Annotated in this window: 17 protein-coding genes and 2 pseudogenes; 16 read left to right on the top strand and 3 right to left on the bottom strand. The window is 60.6% G+C overall.

All coding sequences use genetic code 11. The features are described from left to right. Window positions 1–3 precede the first annotated feature (3 nt). On the bottom strand, window positions 4–192 hold the full coding sequence (locus AAAK34_RS00820; protein WP_231697729.1) for a hypothetical protein: 189 nt from the start codon (window positions 190–192) through the stop codon (window positions 4–6). Window positions 193–529: 337 nt separating this feature from the next. Between AAAK34_RS00820 and hpf the strand changes: the two genes are divergently transcribed. The 3 genes from hpf to hprK all read left to right on the top strand — a co-directional run bounded on the left by hpf (window position 530) and on the right by hprK (window position 2,445). Continuing rightward, window positions 530–859, top strand: a complete 330-nt coding sequence (gene hpf, locus AAAK34_RS00815; RefSeq protein WP_231697728.1) for a ribosome hibernation-promoting factor, HPF/YfiA family — start codon at window positions 530–532, stop codon at window positions 857–859. Window positions 860–1,021: 162 nt separating this feature from the next. Continuing rightward, entirely contained in the window at window positions 1,022–1,492 is a 471-nt protein-coding gene (locus tag AAAK34_RS00810) for a PTS sugar transporter subunit IIA (RefSeq protein ID WP_231697727.1), read from the top strand. Then, the gene (hprK, locus tag AAAK34_RS00805; RefSeq protein WP_231697726.1) at window positions 1,489–2,445 is read left to right on the top strand and encodes an HPr(Ser) kinase/phosphatase; all 957 of its coding nucleotides are present in this window, start codon (window positions 1,489–1,491) and stop codon (window positions 2,443–2,445) included. Before AAAK34_RS00810 ends, hprK begins: the two co-directional genes overlap by 4 nt. 76 nt (window positions 2,446–2,521) lie before the next feature. On the opposite strand, the gene fur is transcribed toward hprK, so the two are convergent. Next, the gene (gene fur / locus AAAK34_RS00800; protein ID WP_231697725.1) at window positions 2,522–2,968 is read right to left on the bottom strand and encodes a ferric iron uptake transcriptional regulator; all 447 of its coding nucleotides are present in this window, start codon (window positions 2,966–2,968) and stop codon (window positions 2,522–2,524) included. Between the two features lie 48 nt (window positions 2,969–3,016). Here fur and AAAK34_RS00795 point away from each other — a divergent pair, with 48 nt between their 5' ends. The 11 genes and pseudogenes from AAAK34_RS00795 (at window position 3,017) to gshA (ending at window position 13,741) form a co-directional block, all read left to right on the top strand. Next, window positions 3,017–3,601, top strand: coding sequence for an outer membrane protein assembly factor BamE (locus tag AAAK34_RS00795; RefSeq protein WP_231697724.1), 585 nt, complete (start codon window positions 3,017–3,019; stop codon window positions 3,599–3,601). Next, window positions 3,601–4,419 (top strand): 4-hydroxy-tetrahydrodipicolinate reductase, encoded by an 819-nt coding sequence (gene dapB / locus AAAK34_RS00790; protein WP_231697723.1) that lies wholly within the window; start codon window positions 3,601–3,603, stop codon window positions 4,417–4,419. Before AAAK34_RS00795 ends, dapB begins: the two co-directional genes overlap by 1 nt. Window positions 4,420–4,495: 76 nt before the next feature. Beyond that, a complete protein-coding gene (locus tag AAAK34_RS00785; RefSeq protein ID WP_231697722.1) occupies window positions 4,496–5,143 on the top strand; it encodes a MotA/TolQ/ExbB proton channel family protein in 648 nt (215 codons plus the stop codon). A gap of 33 nt (window positions 5,144–5,176) precedes the next feature. Further along, a complete protein-coding gene (locus tag AAAK34_RS00780; RefSeq protein WP_231697721.1) occupies window positions 5,177–5,635 on the top strand; it encodes an ExbD/TolR family protein in 459 nt (152 codons plus the stop codon). A gap of 57 nt (window positions 5,636–5,692) precedes the next feature. Continuing rightward, a pseudogene (gene leuS / locus AAAK34_RS00775) lies at window positions 5,693–8,397 on the top strand (leucine--tRNA ligase). Window positions 8,398–8,420: 23 nt separating this feature from the next. Further along, the gene (gene lptE / locus AAAK34_RS00770) at window positions 8,421–8,921 is read left to right on the top strand and encodes an LPS assembly lipoprotein LptE (RefSeq protein WP_231697719.1); all 501 of its coding nucleotides are present in this window, start codon (window positions 8,421–8,423) and stop codon (window positions 8,919–8,921) included. Between the two features lie 45 nt (window positions 8,922–8,966). Continuing rightward, window positions 8,967–10,024: pseudogene (gene holA / locus AAAK34_RS00765) on the top strand (DNA polymerase III subunit delta). A 252-nt stretch (window positions 10,025–10,276) separates the two neighbouring features. Continuing rightward, complete coding sequence (locus AAAK34_RS00760) at window positions 10,277–10,519, top strand: type II toxin-antitoxin system VapB family antitoxin (RefSeq protein ID WP_231697717.1); 243 nt, start codon at window positions 10,277–10,279, stop codon at window positions 10,517–10,519. Further along, window positions 10,516–10,908 carry a type II toxin-antitoxin system VapC family toxin gene (locus AAAK34_RS00755; protein WP_231697716.1) on the top strand — a complete coding sequence of 131 codons (393 nt, stop codon included), beginning with the start codon at window positions 10,516–10,518 and terminating at the stop codon, window positions 10,906–10,908. The genes AAAK34_RS00760 and AAAK34_RS00755 overlap by 4 nt, the downstream gene beginning before the upstream one ends. 158 nt (window positions 10,909–11,066) lie before the next feature. After that, window positions 11,067–12,344 carry a glutamate-5-semialdehyde dehydrogenase gene (locus AAAK34_RS00750; protein ID WP_231697715.1) on the top strand — a complete coding sequence of 426 codons (1,278 nt, stop codon included), beginning with the start codon at window positions 11,067–11,069 and terminating at the stop codon, window positions 12,342–12,344. A 107-nt stretch (window positions 12,345–12,451) separates the two neighbouring features. Next, on the top strand, window positions 12,452–13,741 hold the full coding sequence (gene gshA, locus AAAK34_RS00745) for a glutamate--cysteine ligase (protein WP_231697714.1): 1,290 nt from the start codon (window positions 12,452–12,454) through the stop codon (window positions 13,739–13,741). Between the two features lie 236 nt (window positions 13,742–13,977). On the opposite strand, the gene AAAK34_RS00740 is transcribed toward gshA, so the two are convergent. Then, window positions 13,978–14,148: a hypothetical protein gene (locus AAAK34_RS00740; RefSeq protein WP_431777628.1), complete on the bottom strand. Its 171-nt coding sequence runs from the start codon at window positions 14,146–14,148 to the stop codon at window positions 13,978–13,980. Window positions 14,149–14,495: 347 nt separating this feature from the next. Here AAAK34_RS00740 and AAAK34_RS00735 point away from each other — a divergent pair, with 347 nt between their 5' ends. Together AAAK34_RS00735 and AAAK34_RS00730 are read left to right on the top strand one after the other, a co-directional pair. Further along, complete coding sequence (locus AAAK34_RS00735) at window positions 14,496–15,188, top strand: hypothetical protein (RefSeq protein ID WP_431777627.1); 693 nt, start codon at window positions 14,496–14,498, stop codon at window positions 15,186–15,188. Between the two features lie 190 nt (window positions 15,189–15,378). After that, the gene (locus AAAK34_RS00730) at window positions 15,379–19,368 is read left to right on the top strand and encodes an RHS repeat-associated core domain-containing protein (RefSeq protein ID WP_431777626.1); all 3,990 of its coding nucleotides are present in this window, start codon (window positions 15,379–15,381) and stop codon (window positions 19,366–19,368) included. Window positions 19,369–19,544: the final 176 nt, after the last annotated feature.

Genomic DNA, 19,544 nt, shown 5'->3' with positions numbered 1-19,544 from the left:
AACCTAGAAACGGTAGTTGGACGCGCCCGAGCAGGTCGTCATCGGGTGCGCTGGCAAGGCGTGAGGACGCGGCAGGCTCGTGCCTGCAAGGACGAGCAACGCCGCCAGCGTGCCCGAGGGCGGCCTGATCGGGTGCGTAGCGCTCTCACGCAAGGGGTGGGAGTCATCGGAGCACCAGAAGCTAGTATTCATGCGCTTTTCCAGAAGTGTGCAAGCGGTCAACTGCCGCTTCTAGGTTCAAGGGCTTTGGGTAGTGTTGGCTCGGAGAGCAAACCGTCGGGCGAACTCGACAAGACAACTCACGCGAAAAGGTCTTTCCGCGAGGACTCTCCTGACGAGTGAAGCAGGCGGCGATTATGGCATTGCCACATGACGGTCCGGCATCTGCGCGGCCCTTGATCTGGGTGGGTTGCTTTTGGTGCATTTCACAGGCATAGTGGTTCTAACTGGCAGTTCCAGCCGTTTTTCCGATGGCGGCCTGGGTTAACCAGGCGGCCTGTATTACCCCTGAAGCCAAAGGAGGCTATTCATGAACTTGACGATCAGCGGACACCACCTTGAAGTCACCCCCGCGCTGCGCAGTTACGTGACCAGCAAGCTGGACCGGATTACCCGGCATTTCGACCAAGTGGTCGATGTGAAAGTCCTCCTGACATTGGAAAATCAGAAGGAAAAAGACAAACGCCAAAGAGCGGAATGCAACATCCGCGTCAAAGGCAACGACCTATTTGCAGAAAGTTCTCACGAGGATTTATACGCTGCTGTCGACGAACTGATGGACAAGCTCGATCGCCAGGTGGTTCGGCATAAAACCAAATTGCAGAGCCACGATCATGCAGCCGCCAAGCATTTGATGTAGGATGCTGTAACAATAACGAGCGAAGACTGTAGACTCCAATTTGCAAGCCGCCGCGGGTAGCCGGGCGGCTTTCTTTTCTCCATGGCCGCCAAGCTAAGTCCACGCTAAGATGCCTTTCTGTATGAGACTCCATCGCACAGGGGCATAATCGCGTCGAATCCCATGAACCGACTCGCGTCCATTCTTCCCTCCTCCCAGGTCTTGGTTGGCGTAGATGCCACCAGCAAAAAGCGTGCCTTTGAAGAGGCTGGCCTGCTGTTTGAAAATCTTCACGGGCTGTCACGTGCGCTAATCACTGACAGCCTGTTTGCGCGCGAGCGCCTGGGCTCTACGGGTCTGGGGCATGGCGTGGCGATTCCCCACGGCCGTATCAAGGGTCTTAAAGCCCCTATGGCTGCGGTGTTGCAGCTTACGCAGCCCATTGGGTTCGATGCGCCGGACGAACAGCCCGTGCGCCTGCTGATCTTCCTGCTGGTACCCGAGGCTGCCACCCAGAAGCACCTGGAGATCCTCTCCGAGATCGCCGAATTGCTGAGCGACGCCGCACTGCGAGAAAAGATCAAGTCGGCCCTGACTGCAGAGCTGCTGCACACTCTGATTGCTGACTGGCAGCCTTCGCTGCCAGCGGCATGAAACCCTCCGTCATCAGCGCCGATGTCCTCTTCGAGGACCATCGCGCCATCCTGCGCTGGCACTGGGTAGCCGGGCTAGACGCCCGTGAGCGGCGTTTCGACGAGGTGGCAGTTCGTGCGGCCCGCTCGGGCGCCGATCTGGTGGGGTATTTGAATTACATCCACCCGTATCGCGTACAAATCCTGGGTGAGCGAGAGGTTGCTTACCTGACCAACGCCTCTGCCGAAGACTGCGCACGCCGTATCGCGCGCATTGTCACGCTGGAGCCTCCGGTGCTGGTCCTCTGTGATGGGCAGGCTGCGCCGGACGCGTTGGTTTCCATGTGCGAGCGCGCACAGATTCCCCTGTTTTCAACACAGGATTCAGCCGCCTTCGTGATCGACGTGCTCCGAGCCTACCTCTCCAAGCACTTTGCCGACCGCACGACCATGCACGGCGTCTTCATGGATATTCTGGGGCTCGGTGTGCTCATCACGGGCGAATCGGGGCTGGGCAAGAGCGAACTGGGGCTGGAGCTCATATCTCGCGGCAACGGTCTGGTAGCTGACGATGCCGTGGATCTGTTTCGCATCAACCAGGCGACCATCGAGGGCAGGTGTCCTGAGTTACTGCAGAACCTGCTCGAAGTACGCGGCATTGGCCTGCTGGATATTCGGGCCATTTTTGGCGAGGCGGCGGTGCGCCGCCGCATGCGGCTGCGCTTGATCGTGCATCTGGTCAGGCGCGAGACCATGGAACGCGACTATGAGCGCATGCCCTACGAGCCCCTGACCCAGGAGGTCTTGGGTGTCCACATTCAGAAAGCCGTCATTCAGGTGGTGGCCGGCCGCAACATCGCCGTGCTGGTGGAAGCGGCGGTGCGCAACCATATCCTGCAACTGCGTGGAGTAGATACCTACCAGGAGTTCGTTGAGCGCCACCGCCGCGCGATGGAGCAGGGCGGCAGCGACTGAGCCGAGCTTCAGCAGAAGGCCTCTGCGTTGCCGGGCTCCCCGCCAACAGGCGGCGGGTTGGCGTTTCAGGGGCAGGTCATCCCTGGCGCGCTACCGGAGAGATCCTGTGCGGACACTCCTTCTTCGTGCATTTTGCGTAGAGGCTGAGCGCATGCTCAGCAATGGCAAACCCTTTTTTCTCGGCGACAGCGGCCTGCCGTGCCTCGATCTCGGGGTCATAGAATTCTTCCACATGTCCGCAGTCGAGGCACACCAAGTGGTCGTGATGCTGCTCGTCGCGCAGCTCGTAGACAGCCTTTCCCGTCTCGAAGTGGTTGCGGCTCAGAATGCCAGCCTGTTCAAACTGCGTCAGCACGCGGTAAACAGTGGCCAGACCGATGTCTGAACTCTCGGCCAGGAGAATCCTGTACACGTCTTCTGCCGTCAGGTGTCGCTGAGCGGCATTTTGAAAAATTTCCAGGATTTTCAGCCGGGGCAGTGTGGCCTTCAGGCCGGTACTCTTAAGTTCGTCGATGTTATCCATGCGGGCGCCGCTACAATGTCCGGTCGTATTGTGCATGAGCTGGGATCAATGTCTCCATCGCCCCGAAACCGTGTCCGCGCTTTCTCACGGACCATGCAGGTGTTGCTGGCTGCCGGCTTAGCCGCTGCGCTGGCTACCTCTTTGTCAGCGTGCAGCAGCTTCAACCGCGCCACCGAAAGTATGGCCGACGCGCTGACTCTTTACAAACCTGAGGTTGTTCAGGGTAATTTCGTCTCCAAGGAGCAGGTAAACGCCCTGCAGCCTGGCATGACCCGCTTGCAGGTGCGGGACATTCTGGGCACCCCCCTGCTGGCCAGTGTGTTCCATGATGATCGCTGGGATTACGTGTTTTCCATGCGCCGCCAAGGCGTGGAGCCGCAAAATTTCCGCCTCACCTTGTTCTTTGCGGGCGATACCCTGTCCCGCTTCGAGGGCGACGACATGCCCAGCGAAACAGAGTTCGTGGAGCGCCTGAGCCGAAAGCGCGACATCAAGGTTCCGACGCTGGAGGCCACCGAAGCTCAACTCGAGCGCTTCCCGGCATCTTCGGCTTCACCGGTGTCTGCGGGCGCCGAGGCATCCGCCAATGCCGTTCCATCTGGTAACTATCCGCCCCTGGAGGCGCCTCGCTAATGGCTGAGCCAGATTCTCTTCACCGCATTGCCATAGCTGGCGCCACCGGCCGTATGGGCCAGATGCTGATCTCGGCCGTTCAGGAGGCAGAAGACTGCCTCCTCGCCGGCGCGCTTGACCGTGTGGGCAGCCCCGCGCTGGGGCAGGACGCAGCCGCGTTTACGGGACAGCTTTCGGGCATACTCGTCACCGACGATCTAGCCACGGGCGTCAAAGGGGCGCAGGCCCTGATCGATTTCACTCGCCCCGAAGCCACCATGGCCCACCTGGCAGCCTGCCGCACTCACGGCGTGGGGTTGGTCATAGGAACCACCGGTTTCACGACAGAGCAGAAGGCTGAGATCGCCGAGGCTGCCAAACACATCCCTATCGTCATGGCGCCCAACATGAGTGTGGGTGTCAACGTGACATTCAAGCTGCTGGAAATGGCCGCCAAGGCCTTGTCCACTGGCTACGACATTGAAGTGGTGGAAGCCCATCACCGCCATAAGGTCGACGCGCCAAGCGGTACTGCACTGAAAATGGGCGAGGTTATCGCCGACGCCCTGGGCCGCGACCTGAAAGACTGCGCCGTGTATGAGCGCTACGGCCACACCGGAGAGCGCGATCCTTCCACCATTGGTTTTGCCACCATTCGCGGCGGTGACATCGTCGGCGATCACACCGTGCTTTTCGCTGGCACTGGCGAGCGAATCGAGATCAGCCACAAGGCCGGCAGCCGCGCTGGCTATGCGCAGGGCAGCCTGCGCGCGGTTCGGTTTCTTGCCGACAAGCGTCAGGGCCTGTTCGACATGTTCGACGTGCTCAACCTGAAATAAGGCGTGGTCAACCGAGCGCCGTTCCGCACAGCGCCCCGCGTCAAGTCTGCGGCCCGCATTCAACACCTGTAACCGTATGAATCTGCAACAAGTTTTCTCGCAGAGCGACGCCATCGGCAAGGCCGTGGCCATTTTGCTGCTCCTGATGTCTATCGCCAGTTGGGTGGTCATCCTCTACAAAGGTTGGACCTTGCGCAAGGCGAGTGGCACCGTGGCACAGGGTGTGGCGGCGTTCTGGCAGGCATCATCGCTGGAGGAGGGCGCGGCACGCGTGCGTCAGGTCGATGCTGGCGCGCTGGTGCTGCCTCTGATCGAATCCACGCAACAGCCGGCAAGCGGCACTCTGGCCGCGGCAGGCGACAGGGCACAGCAACTCACCCGTGCGCTGCGCGATGCGCTGCACGGTGTGCTCAACCGTTTGCAATTCGGTCAAGTGTTGCTGGCTACCATTGGCTCCACGGCTCCATTTGTCGGTTTGCTGGGCACGGTGTGGGGTATTTACCATGCGTTGACAGGCATCTCTGGCGGTGGCCAGATCTCCATCGACAAGATCGCTGGCCCGGTGGGTGAGGCGCTGATCATGACAGCGGCAGGGTTGGCGGTGGCCATTCCCGCCGTGCTGGCCTACAACTGGTTCGGCCGCATCGTCGGTCGTATCGAGGCCGATCTGGAGGGGTTTGCGCGCGATCTGCGTGAACTTGCCTCCCACGGCAAGAACACATGATTCTAGACACGGCTTCTAGGATGGTGCACTGATATGGCTTTCGGAAGACTTGAACGAGCCAAGGGCTCGGAGCCCATGAGCGACATCAACGTCACCCCGTTGGTCGACGTGATGCTGGTGCTGGTGGTGATTTTCATCATCACGGCGCCGCTGCTGGCCAGCTCCATCCGGCTCGATTTGCCCAAGACCGACGCCGCCAAACCAGGCGATCCGCCCAAGTTTGTCACCCTGGTGGTCGATAAGAACGGCCAGGCTTTCTTCAATGACCGGCCGGTTTCGGCGCCGGAACTGGCTCTGGCCTTGAACGATGCGGCTCGCGCCGACCCTGAAACCGAGGTGCAGTTGCGCGCCGACCAAGGCGTGCCATATGGCCGCGTGGTAGAGGTCATGGGGGAGGCGCAGAAGGCTGGTTTGAACCGAATCGGCTTTGTGGCCGACGCTCCAGCGGCAATGCCCTCGGCCAAACCACCGGCGCCAGGCGCCAGCCGCTGAAGCTGGCAGCTTCCCGGATTTCGCGCGGCGTTTCCGCGCGCCACCTACAATTTAGCCATGGACGAAAAATACAGCCACCGCGATGTCGAAGCGGCCGCACAGGCGCATTGGCAAGCCGCCGATGCCTATCGCGTGATCGAGGACGCGAACAAGAGCAAATATTACGCTTGCTCCATGCTGCCGTATCCCAGCGGCAAGCTGCACATGGGCCATGTGCGTAACTACACCATCAACGACATGCTGGCTCGCCACCTGCGCATGAAGGGCCATAACGTCCTCATGCCCATGGGGTGGGATGCCTTCGGCTTGCCTGCCGAGAATGCCGCACTGAAGAACCGCGTTCCGCCAGCGAAGTGGACCTACGACAACATCGCCCACATGAAGGGCCAGATGAAAGCCATGGGTCTGGCCATTGACTGGAGCCGCGAGGTCGCCACCTGCGATCCCAGCTACTACAAATGGAACCAGTGGCTGTTCCTGAAAATGCTGGAAAAAGGCATTGCCTACCGCAAAACCCAGGTCGTCAACTGGGATCCGGTGGATCAGACCGTTCTGGCCAACGAACAGGTGATTGATGGCCGTGGCTGGCGCACAGGCGCCCTCGTGGAAAAGCGCGAGATTCCAGGCTACTACCTCAAGATCACTGACTACGCTGAAGAACTGCTGGATCACGTGCAGAACAAGCTGCCTGGCTGGCCCGAGCGCGTTCGCCTGATGCAGGAAAACTGGATCGGCAAGAGCGAGGGCGTGCGCTTCGCCTTCACGCATCAGATTCGTGGCGATGACGGCCAGCTGATCCAGGATGGCCGCATGTACGTGTTCACCACGCGTGCAGACACCATCATGGGCGTCACTTTCTGCGCGGTCGCGCCTGAGCACCCGCTGGCCACGCATGCGGCCCGCAACAACCCGACTTTGGCCAGTTTCATCGAGCAGTGCAAGCAGGGCGGCACCACCGAGGCCGAACTCGCGCTGCGCGAGAAAGAGGGCATGCCCACGGGCCTGAGCGTCACGCACCCCCTCACAGGCGACGAAGTGCCCCTGTGGGTCGGCAATTATGTGCTGATGAGCTACGGCGATGGTGCGGTCATGGGCGTGCCTGCTCACGACGAGCGCGACTTTGCCTTTGCTCGCAAATATGGCCTGGCCATTACGCAGGTCGTGCACATCGACAGCCTGCACTACGATTACGAGCAATGGCACGACTGGTACGCCGATAAGGAACGTGGCGTCACGATCAACTCCGACAATTTCAGTGGCCTTGGCTTCCGCGAAGCCGTAGACGCTGTCGCGGCGGCACTGTCGCAAAAAGGCCTGGGCGAGAAAAAATCACCTGGCGGCTGCGTGACTGGGGTGTCAGCCGCCAGCGCTACTGGGGAACCCCCATTCCCATGATCCACTGCGAATCGTGCGGAACGGTGCCCGTGCCAGAGAAGGATCTGCCTGTGGTGCTGCCGCAGGACCTGGTGCCCGATGGCAGCGGCAACCCGCTCAACAAGTGTGAGGCGTTCCTGAAGGTCGACTGCCCGTGCTGCGGAAAGCCGGCCCGGCGCGAAACCGACACCATGGACACCTTCGTGGATTCGTCCTGGTACTTTATGCGCTATTGCGACCCCACCAACGCCGAGGCCATGGTGGGAGAGGGTACCCGCTACTGGATGCGCGACCAAAGCGGCGCGACCGGTGGCAGTGGCATGGACCAGTACATAGGCGGCATCGAGCACGCGATCCTGCACCTGCTGTATGCGCGCTTCTGGACCAAGGTCATGCGCGACCTGGGGCTGGTCAGCATCGACGAGCCCTTCACCCGTTTGCTTACGCAGGGCATGGTGCTCAACCACATTTACTCGCGACGCACGGAAAAGGGCGGCCTGGAGTATTTCTGGCCGGCAGATGTCGACCCTGTGCTGGACGCCGAAGGCAAGCAGGTGGCAGCCAAGCTGAACAAGGCCGTTGGTGACCTGCCTGCTGGCACCCTGATCGATTACGAGGGCGTGGGCACCATGTCCAAGTCGAAGAACAACGGTGTCGATCCGCAGGAGCTGATCGACAAGTACGGCGCTGATACAGCGCGTCTGTACACCATGTTCGCCGCACCGCCCGAGGCCACGCTGGAGTGGAACGACGCTGCTGTAGAAGGCAGCTACCGTTTCTTGCGCCGGGTGTGGAATTTTGGCGTCAAGCTCAACGCCATCGAGAACGTACCTGCAGCGGCATTGCTCGCGAGTTCGGCCAGCCAGAACGGTGTGGAATTGTCCAAGGCTGCCAAGGCGCTGCGTCACGAGATCCATACCGTATTGGGGCAGGTGAACTACGACTACCAGCGCATGCAGTACAACACCGTGGTGTCTGGCACCATGAAAATGCTCAACGCGCTCGAAGGCTTCAAGGGTGACGGCTCGCGCGGCGATTGTGCCGTTCAGGCCGAGGGTTTCTCCAAGCTGCTGCGCGTGCTGTATCCGGCGACGCCGCACCTTACCCATACGTTGTGGCAGGAGCTGGGTTATGCAGCGGCGCAAGGTGCCCTGCTTGATGCGCCCTGGCCCGAGCCTGACCCGGCCGCGCTGGTGCAAGACGAGATCGAGCTCATGCTTCAGGTGGGTGGCAAGCTGCGCGGATCCATCCGCGTTCCCGCCGGCGCCAGCAAGGAAGACATTGAAGCCGCGGCGCTGGCCAGTGAAGCTTTGCTCAAGCACAGCGGCGGCGCAGCGATCCGCAAGGTGATCGTGGTGCCGGGCAGGCTGGTCAACGTGGTGCTATGACTACCCCTAACCCCCTGAGCTGCATGAGCGCGAGACGTCGTCTGGTGCTGGCCCTGCCCCTGTCGGCCGGTTTGGCCGCCTGCGGCTTTCAGTTGCGCCGTGCGCCCGAATTCAGCTTCAGCAAGATCTACCTTGCCATGCCTGAAGGCTCCGCGCTCGGTACTGAGTTGCGCCGTCAGCTCACGGGTACCGGAAAAGTTCAGGTCATCACCGACGCTGCCCGTCGTGCAGATGCCGATGTCGTGCTGGAGAGTGTGCAGGATTTGCGCGAACGCGTGGTGGTGGGGCTGAATGCGTCAGGTCAGGTGCGCGAGTTTCAGCTGCGCGTGCGATTCAAATTTCGTGTACGTACCCCGGCTGGCAAGGAAGTCATTCCCGAGACCGAAATCCTCCGCCAGATGGATCAGAGCTACAGCGAGACTGCTGCCCTGTCCAAGGAGGCCGAGGCGCTCATGCTCTACGACAACATGCAGTCCGACATCGTTCAGCAAGTGTTGCGACGGCTGACCACGGTAAGAATATGACGATCTGCTCAGGCGCAGACGAACCGCCGATCATGGGCTGAGCCGATGCAACTAGCCCTGGCCCAACTTTCCAATCATCTGCAAAAGGGCCTGCGTTCGCTCTATGTGTTGCATGGCGACGAAGCTCTCTTGCTGCAGGAGGCTGCAGACGCCATTCGCGGGGCGGCGCGCGCACAGGGCTATGGCGAGCGAACGGTGCATACCGTCTCCGGGGCTCACTTTGACTGGAGCGCGGTGCTGGCTGCGGGCGCCTCGCTGAGCCTGTTTGCCGACAAGCAGATCGTCGAGATCCGTATTCCATCCGGCAAGCCCGGCAAAGAGGGGGTGCCGCGTTGCAGCAGATCGCTGCCAGCGCACCCGGCGACGACAGCACCCTCACATTGGTGCTGTTGCCAAAGCTCGACAAGGCGGCTCGCACAGGCGCCTGGTTTGGTGCACTTGAAAATTCCGGTGTTTCGGTGCAGATCGACGCCATTGAGCGTGGCGTGCTACCCCAGTGGATTGCCCAGCGCCTTGCTGCACAAGGTCAGCGTGTGGCAACGGGCGAAGAGGGGCAGCGCACGCTGCAGTTTTTTGCCAGCCGTGTGGAGGGCAATCTGCTGGCTGCACATCAGGAAATCAGCAAGCTCGCCCTGTTGTACCCCGAGGGCGAATTGAAGTTCGAGCAGGTCGAGGCCGCGGTACTCAATGTGGCGCGCTACGATGTCTTCAAGCTTTCAGAAGCGGTACTTGGCGGCCAGCGAGCGCGGGTTCAGCGCATGCTCGACGGCCTGAAGGCCGAGGGTGAGGCCGAGGTACTGGTGCATTACACCCTGGCGGAAGACATTCGCGCTCTCAAGCGCGTCAAAGACGCCATGGCTGAGGGCCGCCCACTCCCCGTGGCCATGCGTGAGCAGCGAATCTGGGGTATGCGCGAGCGCCTGTTCGAGCGCGTCCTGCCTCATCTCGGCGACACCACCTTGGCCAACCTGCTGCAAGCAGCGCACCAGGTCGACGGCATCGTCAAGGGCCTGAAAAGCCCCGGATGGCCCGTGGATCCATGGCAGGCATTGCACAGGCTGGCCCAAGGCTTGTGTGGGGCTTGCGCTGCCGCCCGTTCTTAGCCCAGATTTCCCATTAGGGGTTGGGATGGCAGCGAGGGCAGTTGCGAGGCAGTTTGGTCCCGACTGAAGAGCCCATAGCCGTAGCTATGGGCGACGAAGAGGGGCCGAAATGACCGCAAATGCACCGCTGAAGCCCAAGCAGCACCGAAGGTGCGCCTAATGGAAAATCTGGGCTTAGCTGGCGGAAGGCCGCCGGAAGGCAGGGAAAATTGATATACTGCAAAAAGATATATCAATTGTCGGGAGCGTATCATGGATACAGCAAAGATTTTCTGGTCGGGTCGTTCGCAGGCAGTACGTATTCCGAAGGAATTTCGCCTGGATGCTGACGAGGTCCGTATTCGCCGGCATGGTGACTCGATCATTTTGGAGCCGATCAACACCAACTGGGATTGGCTTCAGGCGGTTCAGGGGCCGCTCGATGAAGATTTCGTACAAGCGATCGAGGAAGAGGTGCCCCAACAGCACCGGCCTGAGCTGGATTTTTTCGGATGAGGTACTTGCTCGATACGAACGCCATCATCGCCATCATGAAAGGTCATGCGGGCATGACGGCGCGCTTGAAGCAACATCAGCCCAGTGACTTCGCCATGTCCTCTATCGTTGCGCATGAGTTGTACTACGGCGCTTGGCGTAGCCAGCGTACTCAGGAGAACTTGCGTCGCGTGGAAGCATTGCGGTTCGATGTGCTGGATCTAGACCGTGAAGATGCGCGGCACGCAGGCCAATTGCGTGCCATGCTGGCTGCACAGGGCACACCCATCGGGCCGTATGACGTTCTGATCGCTGGTCAGGCGTGGGCACGTGGTCTGACTCTCATCAGTCGCAATATGCGGGAATTCCAGCGCCTGCCCCAAATTCAAGTTCAGAACTGGGAAGATTGAGTATGGGATGCCCTGCATAACTCCCTGCGGTCGGTGGCCGCACGGCCTCGGGCGATCCACACTACCACCGACTCGCGAGGGTTACGCAGGGCATCCCATGAGCGGGCGGTTCAGCCTTGGCGTGAGCATGTGCAAGCCGCTTCTGCGAAAATTAACGTATGAATGCTTCTAACGTCGCCGAAACCATGCAGTTGCTCGGTCTGCAAGCTCGCCAGGCCGCCAGCGCCATGGCGCGCGCTTCCACGGCTGCGCGCAACCAGGCGCTGCGGGAGTTGGCTCGGCTGCTCCGCGTCAATACCGAGGCACTGCAAGCCGACAACGCCCATGATCTGACCCGCGCCCGCGCAGCCGGTCTGGCAGAGCCCATGGTTGATCGCCTCAAGCTGACACCCAAGATTCTGGAAACCTGCGCCGAAGGTTGTGAGCAACTCGCCGCCATGCCCGATGTGATCGGAGACATTGTCGGATTGAAGCAGCAGCCCAGCGGCATTCGCGTGGGTCAGATGCGCGTGCCCATTGGCGTGTTCGGCATGATCTACGAAAGTCGGCCCAATGTCACCATCGAAGCCGCTTCCTTGAGCATCAAGAGCGGCAACGCCTGCATTTTGCGGGGTGGCTCCGAGGCGATTGATTCCAACAAGGCACTTGCAGAATTGGTTCGCCAGGCGCTTGCGGCCGCAGGCCTGCCTGAAAATGCAGTGCAGCTGGTGCCGACCACGGACCGCGCCGCCGTGGGTCATCTCATCACCATGCCCGAATATGTGGACGTTATCATCCCGCGTGGCGGCAAGAGCCTGATCGAGCGTATCAGCGCGGAAGCAAAGGTGCCCGTGATCAAGCACCTCGACGGCAATTGCCACACCTACGTCGACGATCCTTGCGACCTCGACATGGCCCTCAAGGTGGTCGACAACGCCAAGACCCAAAAATATAGCCCCTGCAACGCCACCGAGAGTCTGCTGGTGGCACGCAGCATAGCCCAAGAATTTCTGCCCCGCATGGGCGCCATTTTTGCCGCCAAGGGCGTGGAAATGCGCTGCGATGCGGAATCCGCCGCCCTGCTGGGCGCAGGAACAGGCGCCATTGTGCCCGCGCAAGAGAGCGACTGGTCAGAGGAATACCTGGCACCGATCATCAGTATCAAACTGGTAGACGGCCTGGACGAGGCCATCGCTCACATCAACCGCTACAGCAGCCACCACACTGAGGCCATCCTCACGCGCGACCACATGCACGCACAGCGCTTTCTGCGCGAAGTCGATTCTGCCAGCGTCATGGTCAACGCCAGCACGCGCTTTGCCGATGGGTTCGAGTATGGCCTGGGTGCCGAAATCGGCATCAGCACGGATAAATTCCATGCCCGTGGTCCTGTGGGCATCGAAGGCTTGACTTCGCTGAAATGGGTGGTGCTCGGCGAAGGCGAAACACGCGGCTAATCAGCAACGCCTCCATCGATTGGAGGCGGTTCAGTTGCAGACAGGAGTGGAGCAGGGGGCGGAGCCACGTACACTGAGGGGTATTCCATCAAGCATGCCGCCTGCCCATGGTTCCTCATCTCATCACCGCCCTGACCGGCCCCATCAACGAGTTGGAGCAGCGCATCCTCGACGCCACGCCAGTGATCGAGCGCTGGTTCCGTCTGGAGTGGATGGAGCATACCCCTCCGCTTTACTGCTCGGTCGACATCCGCAACGCTGGTTTCAAGCTGGCGCCGGTCGACACCAACCTGTATCCCGACGGCTGGCATAACCTTTCTGCGGAAACGCTGCCCCTGGCGGTGCAAGCCGCCCAAGCAGCCATCGAGAAAATCTGCCCAGAAGCGCGCGGTCTGATGATCGTCCCGGAAAACGGCAAGCCTTCCAGTTTCTACCTGGCCAGCCTGGCGCGGCTGCAACTCATCTTCCGCCAGGCGGGGTTGAACGTGCGGCTTGGCTCCATTGATCCTGCCGTCAAAAAGACCGCCTCCGTGAAATTGCCAGACGGCGAGAAGCTCACGTTGGAGCCAGCCTTGCGCATGCGCTATAGGCTGGGGTTGAAAGATTTCGACCCGTGCACCATTTTGCTCAATACCGACCTGTCAGCAGGCCCGCCCGGCATTCTGGAAGACTTGCACGAGCAGTATCTTCTGCCTCCGTTGCAGGCTGGTTGGAGTGTGCGGCGCAAGAGCCGGCATTTCAGGTGCTACGAGGAAGTGAGCAAACGCTTCGGCAAGCTGATCGGCATAGATCCGTGGTTGATCAACCCCATGTTTGCCTCTTGTGGCGAAATCAACATCCACGAGCCGGCTGGCCTGGAGTGCCTGCGCACCGAGGTGGACGCGCTTCTCCTCAAGATCCGCAGAAAATACAAGGAATACGGCATCAACGAGAAGCCGTTTGTCGTAGTCAAGGCGGACAACAGCAGCCGTGGCATGGGCATCATGACCGTGCGAGACGCCAAGGATCTGGATCAGCTGACCCAGCCACGCAAGGAAAAGGGGAAAACTGCGCTGCAGCCGCCTAACGGCGCCGTCCTCATTCAGGAGGGTGTTCTGACCAACGAGCGGATCCATGACGCCGTGGCCGAGCCGGTGGTCTACATGATCGACCGTTATGTGGTGGGCGGGTTCTACCGCGTGCACGCGGAGCGCGACGTCGACGAGAGCCTGAACGCTCCTGGCGCACGCTTTGTGCCGCTGGCATTCGCCGGGGGCAACCAACTTCCGCGCCCTGGGGTCAAGCCTGGTGCCAGCGCTCCCAACCGGTTCTACATGTACGGTGTGATTGGCCGCTTGGCCATGGTGGCAGCCAGCTATGAGCTGGAAGCCACAGACCCAGATAATGAGATGTCCTGAGACCGCGCTGCCGCTCCGGGCTGATATCTTCACCTTCAATGGCCCTTCCTGGCCCACCAGTGGGTAAGCGAGGGAGAGTTGCGCCTTCAACCGAGGATCGCAAGCGGCATCTCACCATCTGGCTGCTGCGTTTTTCAAGGTTCGGCAGCAGTAGCTGACGGGTCGGCTGGTCCGGCTTCGAGGGGCACTTTGCCTGGGGCCGCCAGGCTCCAGCTCGGCATACTGCGTATGCAGGCTTAACGAAGGCCAAGCCGGAGCTTGGCGATCCCAGGGGTGGCGATGGCTTTGCCGGGACCGCCGTGCTCCAGTTCGGCCTCCCCGCCCTCGGCGAACGCCGCTATTGAGAGACCAGCGGTGCGCGAGGCAGAGGCTTTTGCAACCCCCGCTGAAGCCGCTCGAAGAGCCACCTCTTTTCTCCCCTGAACGCCGGGTGCCCCAAGGTGCCAGGCAAGCTCATGGGAACCCTCCCTGGGACCGCCGAGCTCCAGCTCGGCCTCCCCACCCTCGGCGAACGCCGCTATTGAGAGGCCAGCGGTGCAGGAGGCAGGGGCTTTTGCAACCGCCCGCTGAAGCCGCTCCAAGAGTCACCTCTTTTTCTCCCTTGAACGCCGGGCGCCGACAGGCCCCTGGGAGACTCCGGGGCCGAAACGAAGTTGCCTGGCGACCAAGCCAATGCAGGGCGACCCCAGGATATACTAATATAGTAATATTTATAATGCTTAATAAGTATTTAAATAAATTAAAAGTTCTAAAAATGTATCGAGGAAGAAGCTGTCTCAGCAACACTCTCTGGCTTTGGCGTGCAACCTCGTTCGAGCATGTTGCGCGAGTCATTTCGTGCGCGCTAGCGCTGTGGGTCATCTCGCAGACGCACGCGGTGGCATCGGGCGTTGAAGGCCATCGTTGCCCAGTCTCCGGGTGTGATCTGCTGGCCGATGGCGAATACTCAGGCGTGCTCATCGGCCAACTCGACTCCATCTTGAGCGAGAGGCAAAGCGGCCATTTATTGCGCGCAGTCCAGGCACAGGGGCGCTGGCCCGAGTTGTCTGCGGACAGCGCGCAGTTCACGCGGCGCATCCAGCCTGTCGTCATGCGCGTGCCGAACGGCACTGGCGGCAGCCTGCGTGTCATCGCCCTCATGTCGATGGATGAAGGCCGGGCCATGCCCTTGCAAACGGGCGATCTCGTCCGCTTTCGCCCTCACGGGCCCACTGCAAGTGCCGCCAATCCCCCGCCAGAAGACAAAGTGGATCTGTCTTACTGGAAAGCGGTTGGGTGCGTGACAGCGCTCTGCCGCGCGGGCGATGCGGACTGCCAGGCCACATACCTACAAGGCGCATGGCGTTTCGCCGACGGTCAACCCATTGAGCCGCTCAGTACCACGCCGTTGGATCGGGGCCGAAAAATCGATCCCATGACCTATTTTCCTCGGTCAGAGGCCCCTTAAGGCGCGTATCCAAAGCCCCTGACGACGCGCCCATCCGGTGGCTGGGCGCCTCGCTGCGTTGGCTTCTATCGCCGGTTGCCGGGCTATTGGCAGGCAAATCAACCTTGCACTGCATCCCCGGCATTGGCCCGCGCTTCTCCTCAGACGCTTGTCGGCAAGCCCATTGCGCCCCTGTTTGCAAAACGTAGAAATGACTTCGAAGAATAAAATTTGCCCTGGCCGCCTGCGTCGGTGGCTACTAGGTGCAACGCTGTGCTTGAGCCTGGGTGTGCACGCAGGCGTGACGTCCAAACCCCCAGCGCCAGCCGAGCCAGGTCAGCCAGGGTGCCCAAGTGGAGGGTCGGGCGGTTTTGGTGGGCCGGGTCTTCCTGGTGGTCCCGGTGGCATAGGGGGATCCATAGGCATGGTCGTCTGCGGGCTTGCCAGCAATGTATATGCGGCAGCGCAGTTGCATGACACCCCGCTGCTGAGCACCGCCATCGTGGGGCCGGGCACCGCGTTCAGCCTGAGCTATGCCACGCGCGGCCGGCAGACACCTGCGAGCTTGCCAGGCGGCCATGCGGGCCCCGGTTGGTGGCATAACTGGCAGGCTTGGCTGGAAGATGCGCCTGCCACGCCAGGGCAGAATGTAAAGATCTTCGCACGCGACGGTGGCCACCTGAGCTACACCGGGTACGTTCCTGCCACCGGAAGCTTTGCCCCTGAGCCCACCTCGCAGGCGAAGCTGATCCTGAGCAGCACCAACCCTGTGCAGTACCAGCGCATCCTGCCCGACGGCAATATGGAGGTGTATGCCCAGGCCGAAACCCTGGCCGCCGGCAAACGGCGTATCCGGCTCAGCGCGGTCACCGACCCCCAGGGCCGCAGCGTGCAACTGACCTACGATGAGCACGAGCGCCTGAGCAGCCTGACTGACCCACTGGGGCGCGTCACCAGTTTCGCTTACGACAACGAAGCTCTGCCCCAAAGTATCACCCGTGTCACCGATTTTGGTGGCAGACAGGCCACTTTGAGCTACGACGCCCATGGAAGGCTGCAAAGCATTACAGACGTCATCGGCCTGACCAGCCAGATGGCTTACGACGCAGCCGGCGCGATCAGCAGCGTCACCACACCCTATGGCACCACACAGATCGTCACCGGACAGAACGGCTACCGGTGGTGGTCTCAGATCACAGACCCGCTTGGCCATACTGAGCGACAGGAAATGATGCACGGCGCCCCCGGGCTGTCGTTCAGCCTGGGCGCAGATCAGATCCCCAGCGTGCCCAACGCACCTGGCGTGTTCAACAGTTACATGAGCTCGCGCAATTCCTTTTACTGGAACAAGACCACCATGAAAATCATGGGCACGAGCATCGACTACAAAAAGGCGCATATCCGCCACTGGCAACATGCAGCCGGAGACCACTCTGTCCTTGCCAATACCCTTGAAGCCGAGAAGCCTCCTCTTGAGAGCTACATCTGGTACTTCTATAACGGCCAGAGCAGCACCGGGTTTCAGTCGCCCAAATCCAACAACCCCAATGCCATCGCCCGCAAGCTGCCCGACGGCAGCAGCCAGATCCACCGAATCAGCTACAACGCGCAGGGCAGAGTCAGTAGTCAGGTCGACCCTGCAGGGCGCCAAACCAGTTTCGACTATGCCGCCAACGGCATCGACCGCATCGCTGCCCGCCAATCGGCCGGCAGCCGTCAGGAAACCATCGCCAGCTTGACCTACGATGCCCATCATCTGCCGCTGACCATCACAGACGCTGCGGGCCAAACCACCCGACTGAGCCACAACGATCTCGGCCAAGTCACCAGCATCACCGATGCTCTCGGCAACGTTACCCGCTATCACTATGACAGCCTGGGGCAGCTTGTCAGCGTGATCAACCCTGCCGGACAGGTGCAGCAAAGCTTCACCTGGGACAGCCTGGGCCGCATGGCCAGCCAGACCGACAGCGAGGGCTACACCCTTCGCTTCAGCTATGACGCGCTCAACCGCCAGACTGCCATCACCTACCCCGATGGCAGCAGCGAGCGCATGCACTACGACAAGCTCGATCTGGCAGCACACACCGACCGCATGGAGCAGACCACCACCTATGAGTGGGATGCCAACCGCCGTCTGGTCAGCCAGACCGATCCCGGTGGCATCACAGTGCGCTACGACTACGATCCTGATGGCCGCCTGATCGCGGTAACTGACGGCAAAGCCCAGACCACGCGCTGGGAGCGCGATATTCAAGGCCGGATCACCAAAAAAATCTATCCCAATGGCGACACGCAAGTGACCACATGGGACAGTGCCGGACGCATGAGCAGCCAGAGCGATCCGCTGGGGCATGTTCGCACCCTGGCCTGGAGCATGGATGATCAGCCCTTGGGCTGGCAATACAGTGGAGGGCCCTATGCCAACGCAGGCATGGTCAACGCGCAGTACGACAGCTTGTACCCGCGCCTGATCAGCTCGCACAATCAGGTCAGTACCACCACCTACCAGTACCATCCCGCTGGAATCCTCGGGGCAGGGCAGGTGGCCAGCCGGAACGTGCAGTACAACTTGAATAACGGCATCAGTTCTCAGCACCAGATTGCCTATGCCTATGATGCCCTGGGCCGCGTCACGACCCGTACCCTGGATGGCCAATTTGTCAGCAGCTATGAGTATGACCAGATCGGGCGCCTGTACTCGGAGCAAAACCCGCTGGGCAAGTTTGTCATGAGCTATCTCGGCCAAACCAGCCAGCCGACGGGCCAGGCACTGCAAGACCGGCCCTGGCGCGTCAACTATGCCTGGGAAGACAATACGAAGGATCGGGCTCTGAGCCAGATCGGCTTTGCCGCCCCTCAGTGCCAGTCGGGAAATCTTGAAGCCACACCGCCCTTGGGCAGCGCAGTGGTTTCCCAGGAACCCTTTGCGCCCATGTGGCGAGCCACACCGGTGTCGTGGGATGCGCGCTTGAATTTCAGCTTCAACGCCCTGGGCCAGTTGGTCAGCAGCCAGCAGGGCTCGGATCATCACCACTACAGCTACGATCCTTCAGGGCGCCTGGTTCAGGATCTGCGCACCTTGAACATTCAGACACTGGGCAGTTACGGTTATGACGAGGCCGACAACCTCACCCTGCTCGATGATGACAGTGGGTTCAGTCACTTCACCCACGACAGCGGCAATGCCGTGGTGGAACAAAGCGGAGACATGGTGCAGCGCTGGGTAGTCGATGCGGCAGGCCAGACCCGCGAAGATGCCTGGAACTACTATGGCTGGGACAGCGCAGGGCAGCTACTGGGCGTGAAGAACAAGTACAGCGGCCTGCGCACTGATTTTGAAAGAGATCCGCAGGGGAGATTGATCGGCAGTGTCAGCGCCACCGAGCGGCACGCTTACCTGTGGTGCGACGAATACACGCCTTGCGCCCGCGTCAATGTCCACGGGCAGATAGATGCGCTGTACTACGGTCAGGGAGAAGTGTCAGCCGCGGCGCCGTATCACCGCTACTATGCCCGTGACCATTTAGGCAGTGTGCGGGCCATGGTGGATGCGCAGGGCGAAGTGATCGGGCGGCAGGACTACAGCGCTTATGGCAGCGGGGTGGCGCAAAGTGGACTGATGCCGAGCGTGGGCTATGCGGGCATGTGGCAGCACCATGATAGTGGGATCAATCTGACTTGGTACCGAGGTTATCAGCCGGCTGCGGGCAGGTGGTTGTCCAGGGATCCGATTGAAGAGAGTGGGGGATTGAATTTGTTTGGCTATGTTGGCGGAGATCCGATGAACTACATCGATCCGGACGGAGAAGTGGGCCTACCTGGTGCGGCGATTGGTGCGGTGGTTGAGTTAGGCGTCCAGGCACTTAACAGGTACCGTGCGGGGTGTGATTTGCTTGATATCGGTAACTACAACTGGTACGACGTTGGCATTTCCGCTGCAGCCGGTGCTGTTGCACCTGGCTGGTTGCTCGTAGGCAAAAATACTATTAACTCCGGCAGAGCGATCTCGACGTTGGCGGGACAATTCGATCGGGCGCGTACGGTGAATCGCGCCGCAAAGATTTCCCGCCGTATCCAGGCTCATACTTCAAGTATTACAGGAGATATCGCTACGCAAGGAGTGTTTCAGGGTGCCAAGTATGTAGTCAAACAGGCAACTCATGCGGGTGGCGCTAACGATTGCAAGTGCCGAAAATGAAGAAAATCTGGATATACCTTTCTGGTGTGGGAGTATTGGGGCTCTCATATGAATGGCTAAAAACGCACGTGAGCGAGCCAATCTTCTTTGTTGCTGCTATTGGGTACCTCTTGTTGCTGAGATTTGTCTCTGAAAAATTCGGGAGGTAGGGTGGGATGTGTCTCTTGGTGTCACAA

The sequence above is a fragment of the Ottowia caeni genome, from assembly GCF_050821495.1.
Taxonomy (GTDB): Bacteria; Pseudomonadota; Gammaproteobacteria; order Burkholderiales; family Burkholderiaceae_C; genus Ottowia; species Ottowia caeni.
This window is presented reverse-complemented; position numbering and strand designations above follow the sequence as displayed.

Excerpts from the sequence above, each read along its gene's own strand:
- AAAK34_RS00750 (WP_231697715.1), top strand. The coding sequence starts at position 11,067 with ATGAATGCTTCTAACGTCGCCGAAACCATGCAGTTGCTCGGTCTGCAA.
- AAAK34_RS00730 (WP_431777626.1), top strand. The coding sequence starts at position 15,379 with ATGACTTCGAAGAATAAAATTTGCCCTGGCCGCCTGCGTCGGTGGCTA.
- AAAK34_RS00735 (WP_431777627.1), top strand. The coding sequence starts at position 14,496 with ATGTATCGAGGAAGAAGCTGTCTCAGCAACACTCTCTGGCTTTGGCGT.
- dapB (WP_231697723.1), top strand. The coding sequence starts at position 3,601 with ATGGCTGAGCCAGATTCTCTTCACCGCATTGCCATAGCTGGCGCCACC.
- AAAK34_RS00810 (WP_231697727.1), top strand. The coding sequence starts at position 1,022 with ATGAACCGACTCGCGTCCATTCTTCCCTCCTCCCAGGTCTTGGTTGGC.
- hprK (WP_231697726.1), top strand. The coding sequence starts at position 1,489 with ATGAAACCCTCCGTCATCAGCGCCGATGTCCTCTTCGAGGACCATCGC.
- AAAK34_RS00780 (WP_231697721.1), top strand. The coding sequence starts at position 5,177 with ATGGCTTTCGGAAGACTTGAACGAGCCAAGGGCTCGGAGCCCATGAGC.
- gshA (WP_231697714.1), top strand. The coding sequence starts at position 12,452 with ATGGTTCCTCATCTCATCACCGCCCTGACCGGCCCCATCAACGAGTTG.
- AAAK34_RS00785 (WP_231697722.1), top strand. The coding sequence starts at position 4,496 with ATGAATCTGCAACAAGTTTTCTCGCAGAGCGACGCCATCGGCAAGGCC.
- AAAK34_RS00820 (WP_231697729.1), bottom strand. The coding sequence starts at position 192 with ATGAATACTAGCTTCTGGTGCTCCGATGACTCCCACCCCTTGCGTGAG.
- AAAK34_RS00755 (WP_231697716.1), top strand. The coding sequence starts at position 10,516 with ATGAGGTACTTGCTCGATACGAACGCCATCATCGCCATCATGAAAGGT.
- AAAK34_RS00760 (WP_231697717.1), top strand. The coding sequence starts at position 10,277 with ATGGATACAGCAAAGATTTTCTGGTCGGGTCGTTCGCAGGCAGTACGT.
- hpf (WP_231697728.1), top strand. The coding sequence starts at position 530 with ATGAACTTGACGATCAGCGGACACCACCTTGAAGTCACCCCCGCGCTG.
- fur (WP_231697725.1), bottom strand. The coding sequence starts at position 2,968 with ATGGATAACATCGACGAACTTAAGAGTACCGGCCTGAAGGCCACACTG.
- AAAK34_RS00795 (WP_231697724.1), top strand. The coding sequence starts at position 3,017 with ATGTCTCCATCGCCCCGAAACCGTGTCCGCGCTTTCTCACGGACCATG.
- lptE (WP_231697719.1), top strand. The coding sequence starts at position 8,421 with ATGAGCGCGAGACGTCGTCTGGTGCTGGCCCTGCCCCTGTCGGCCGGT.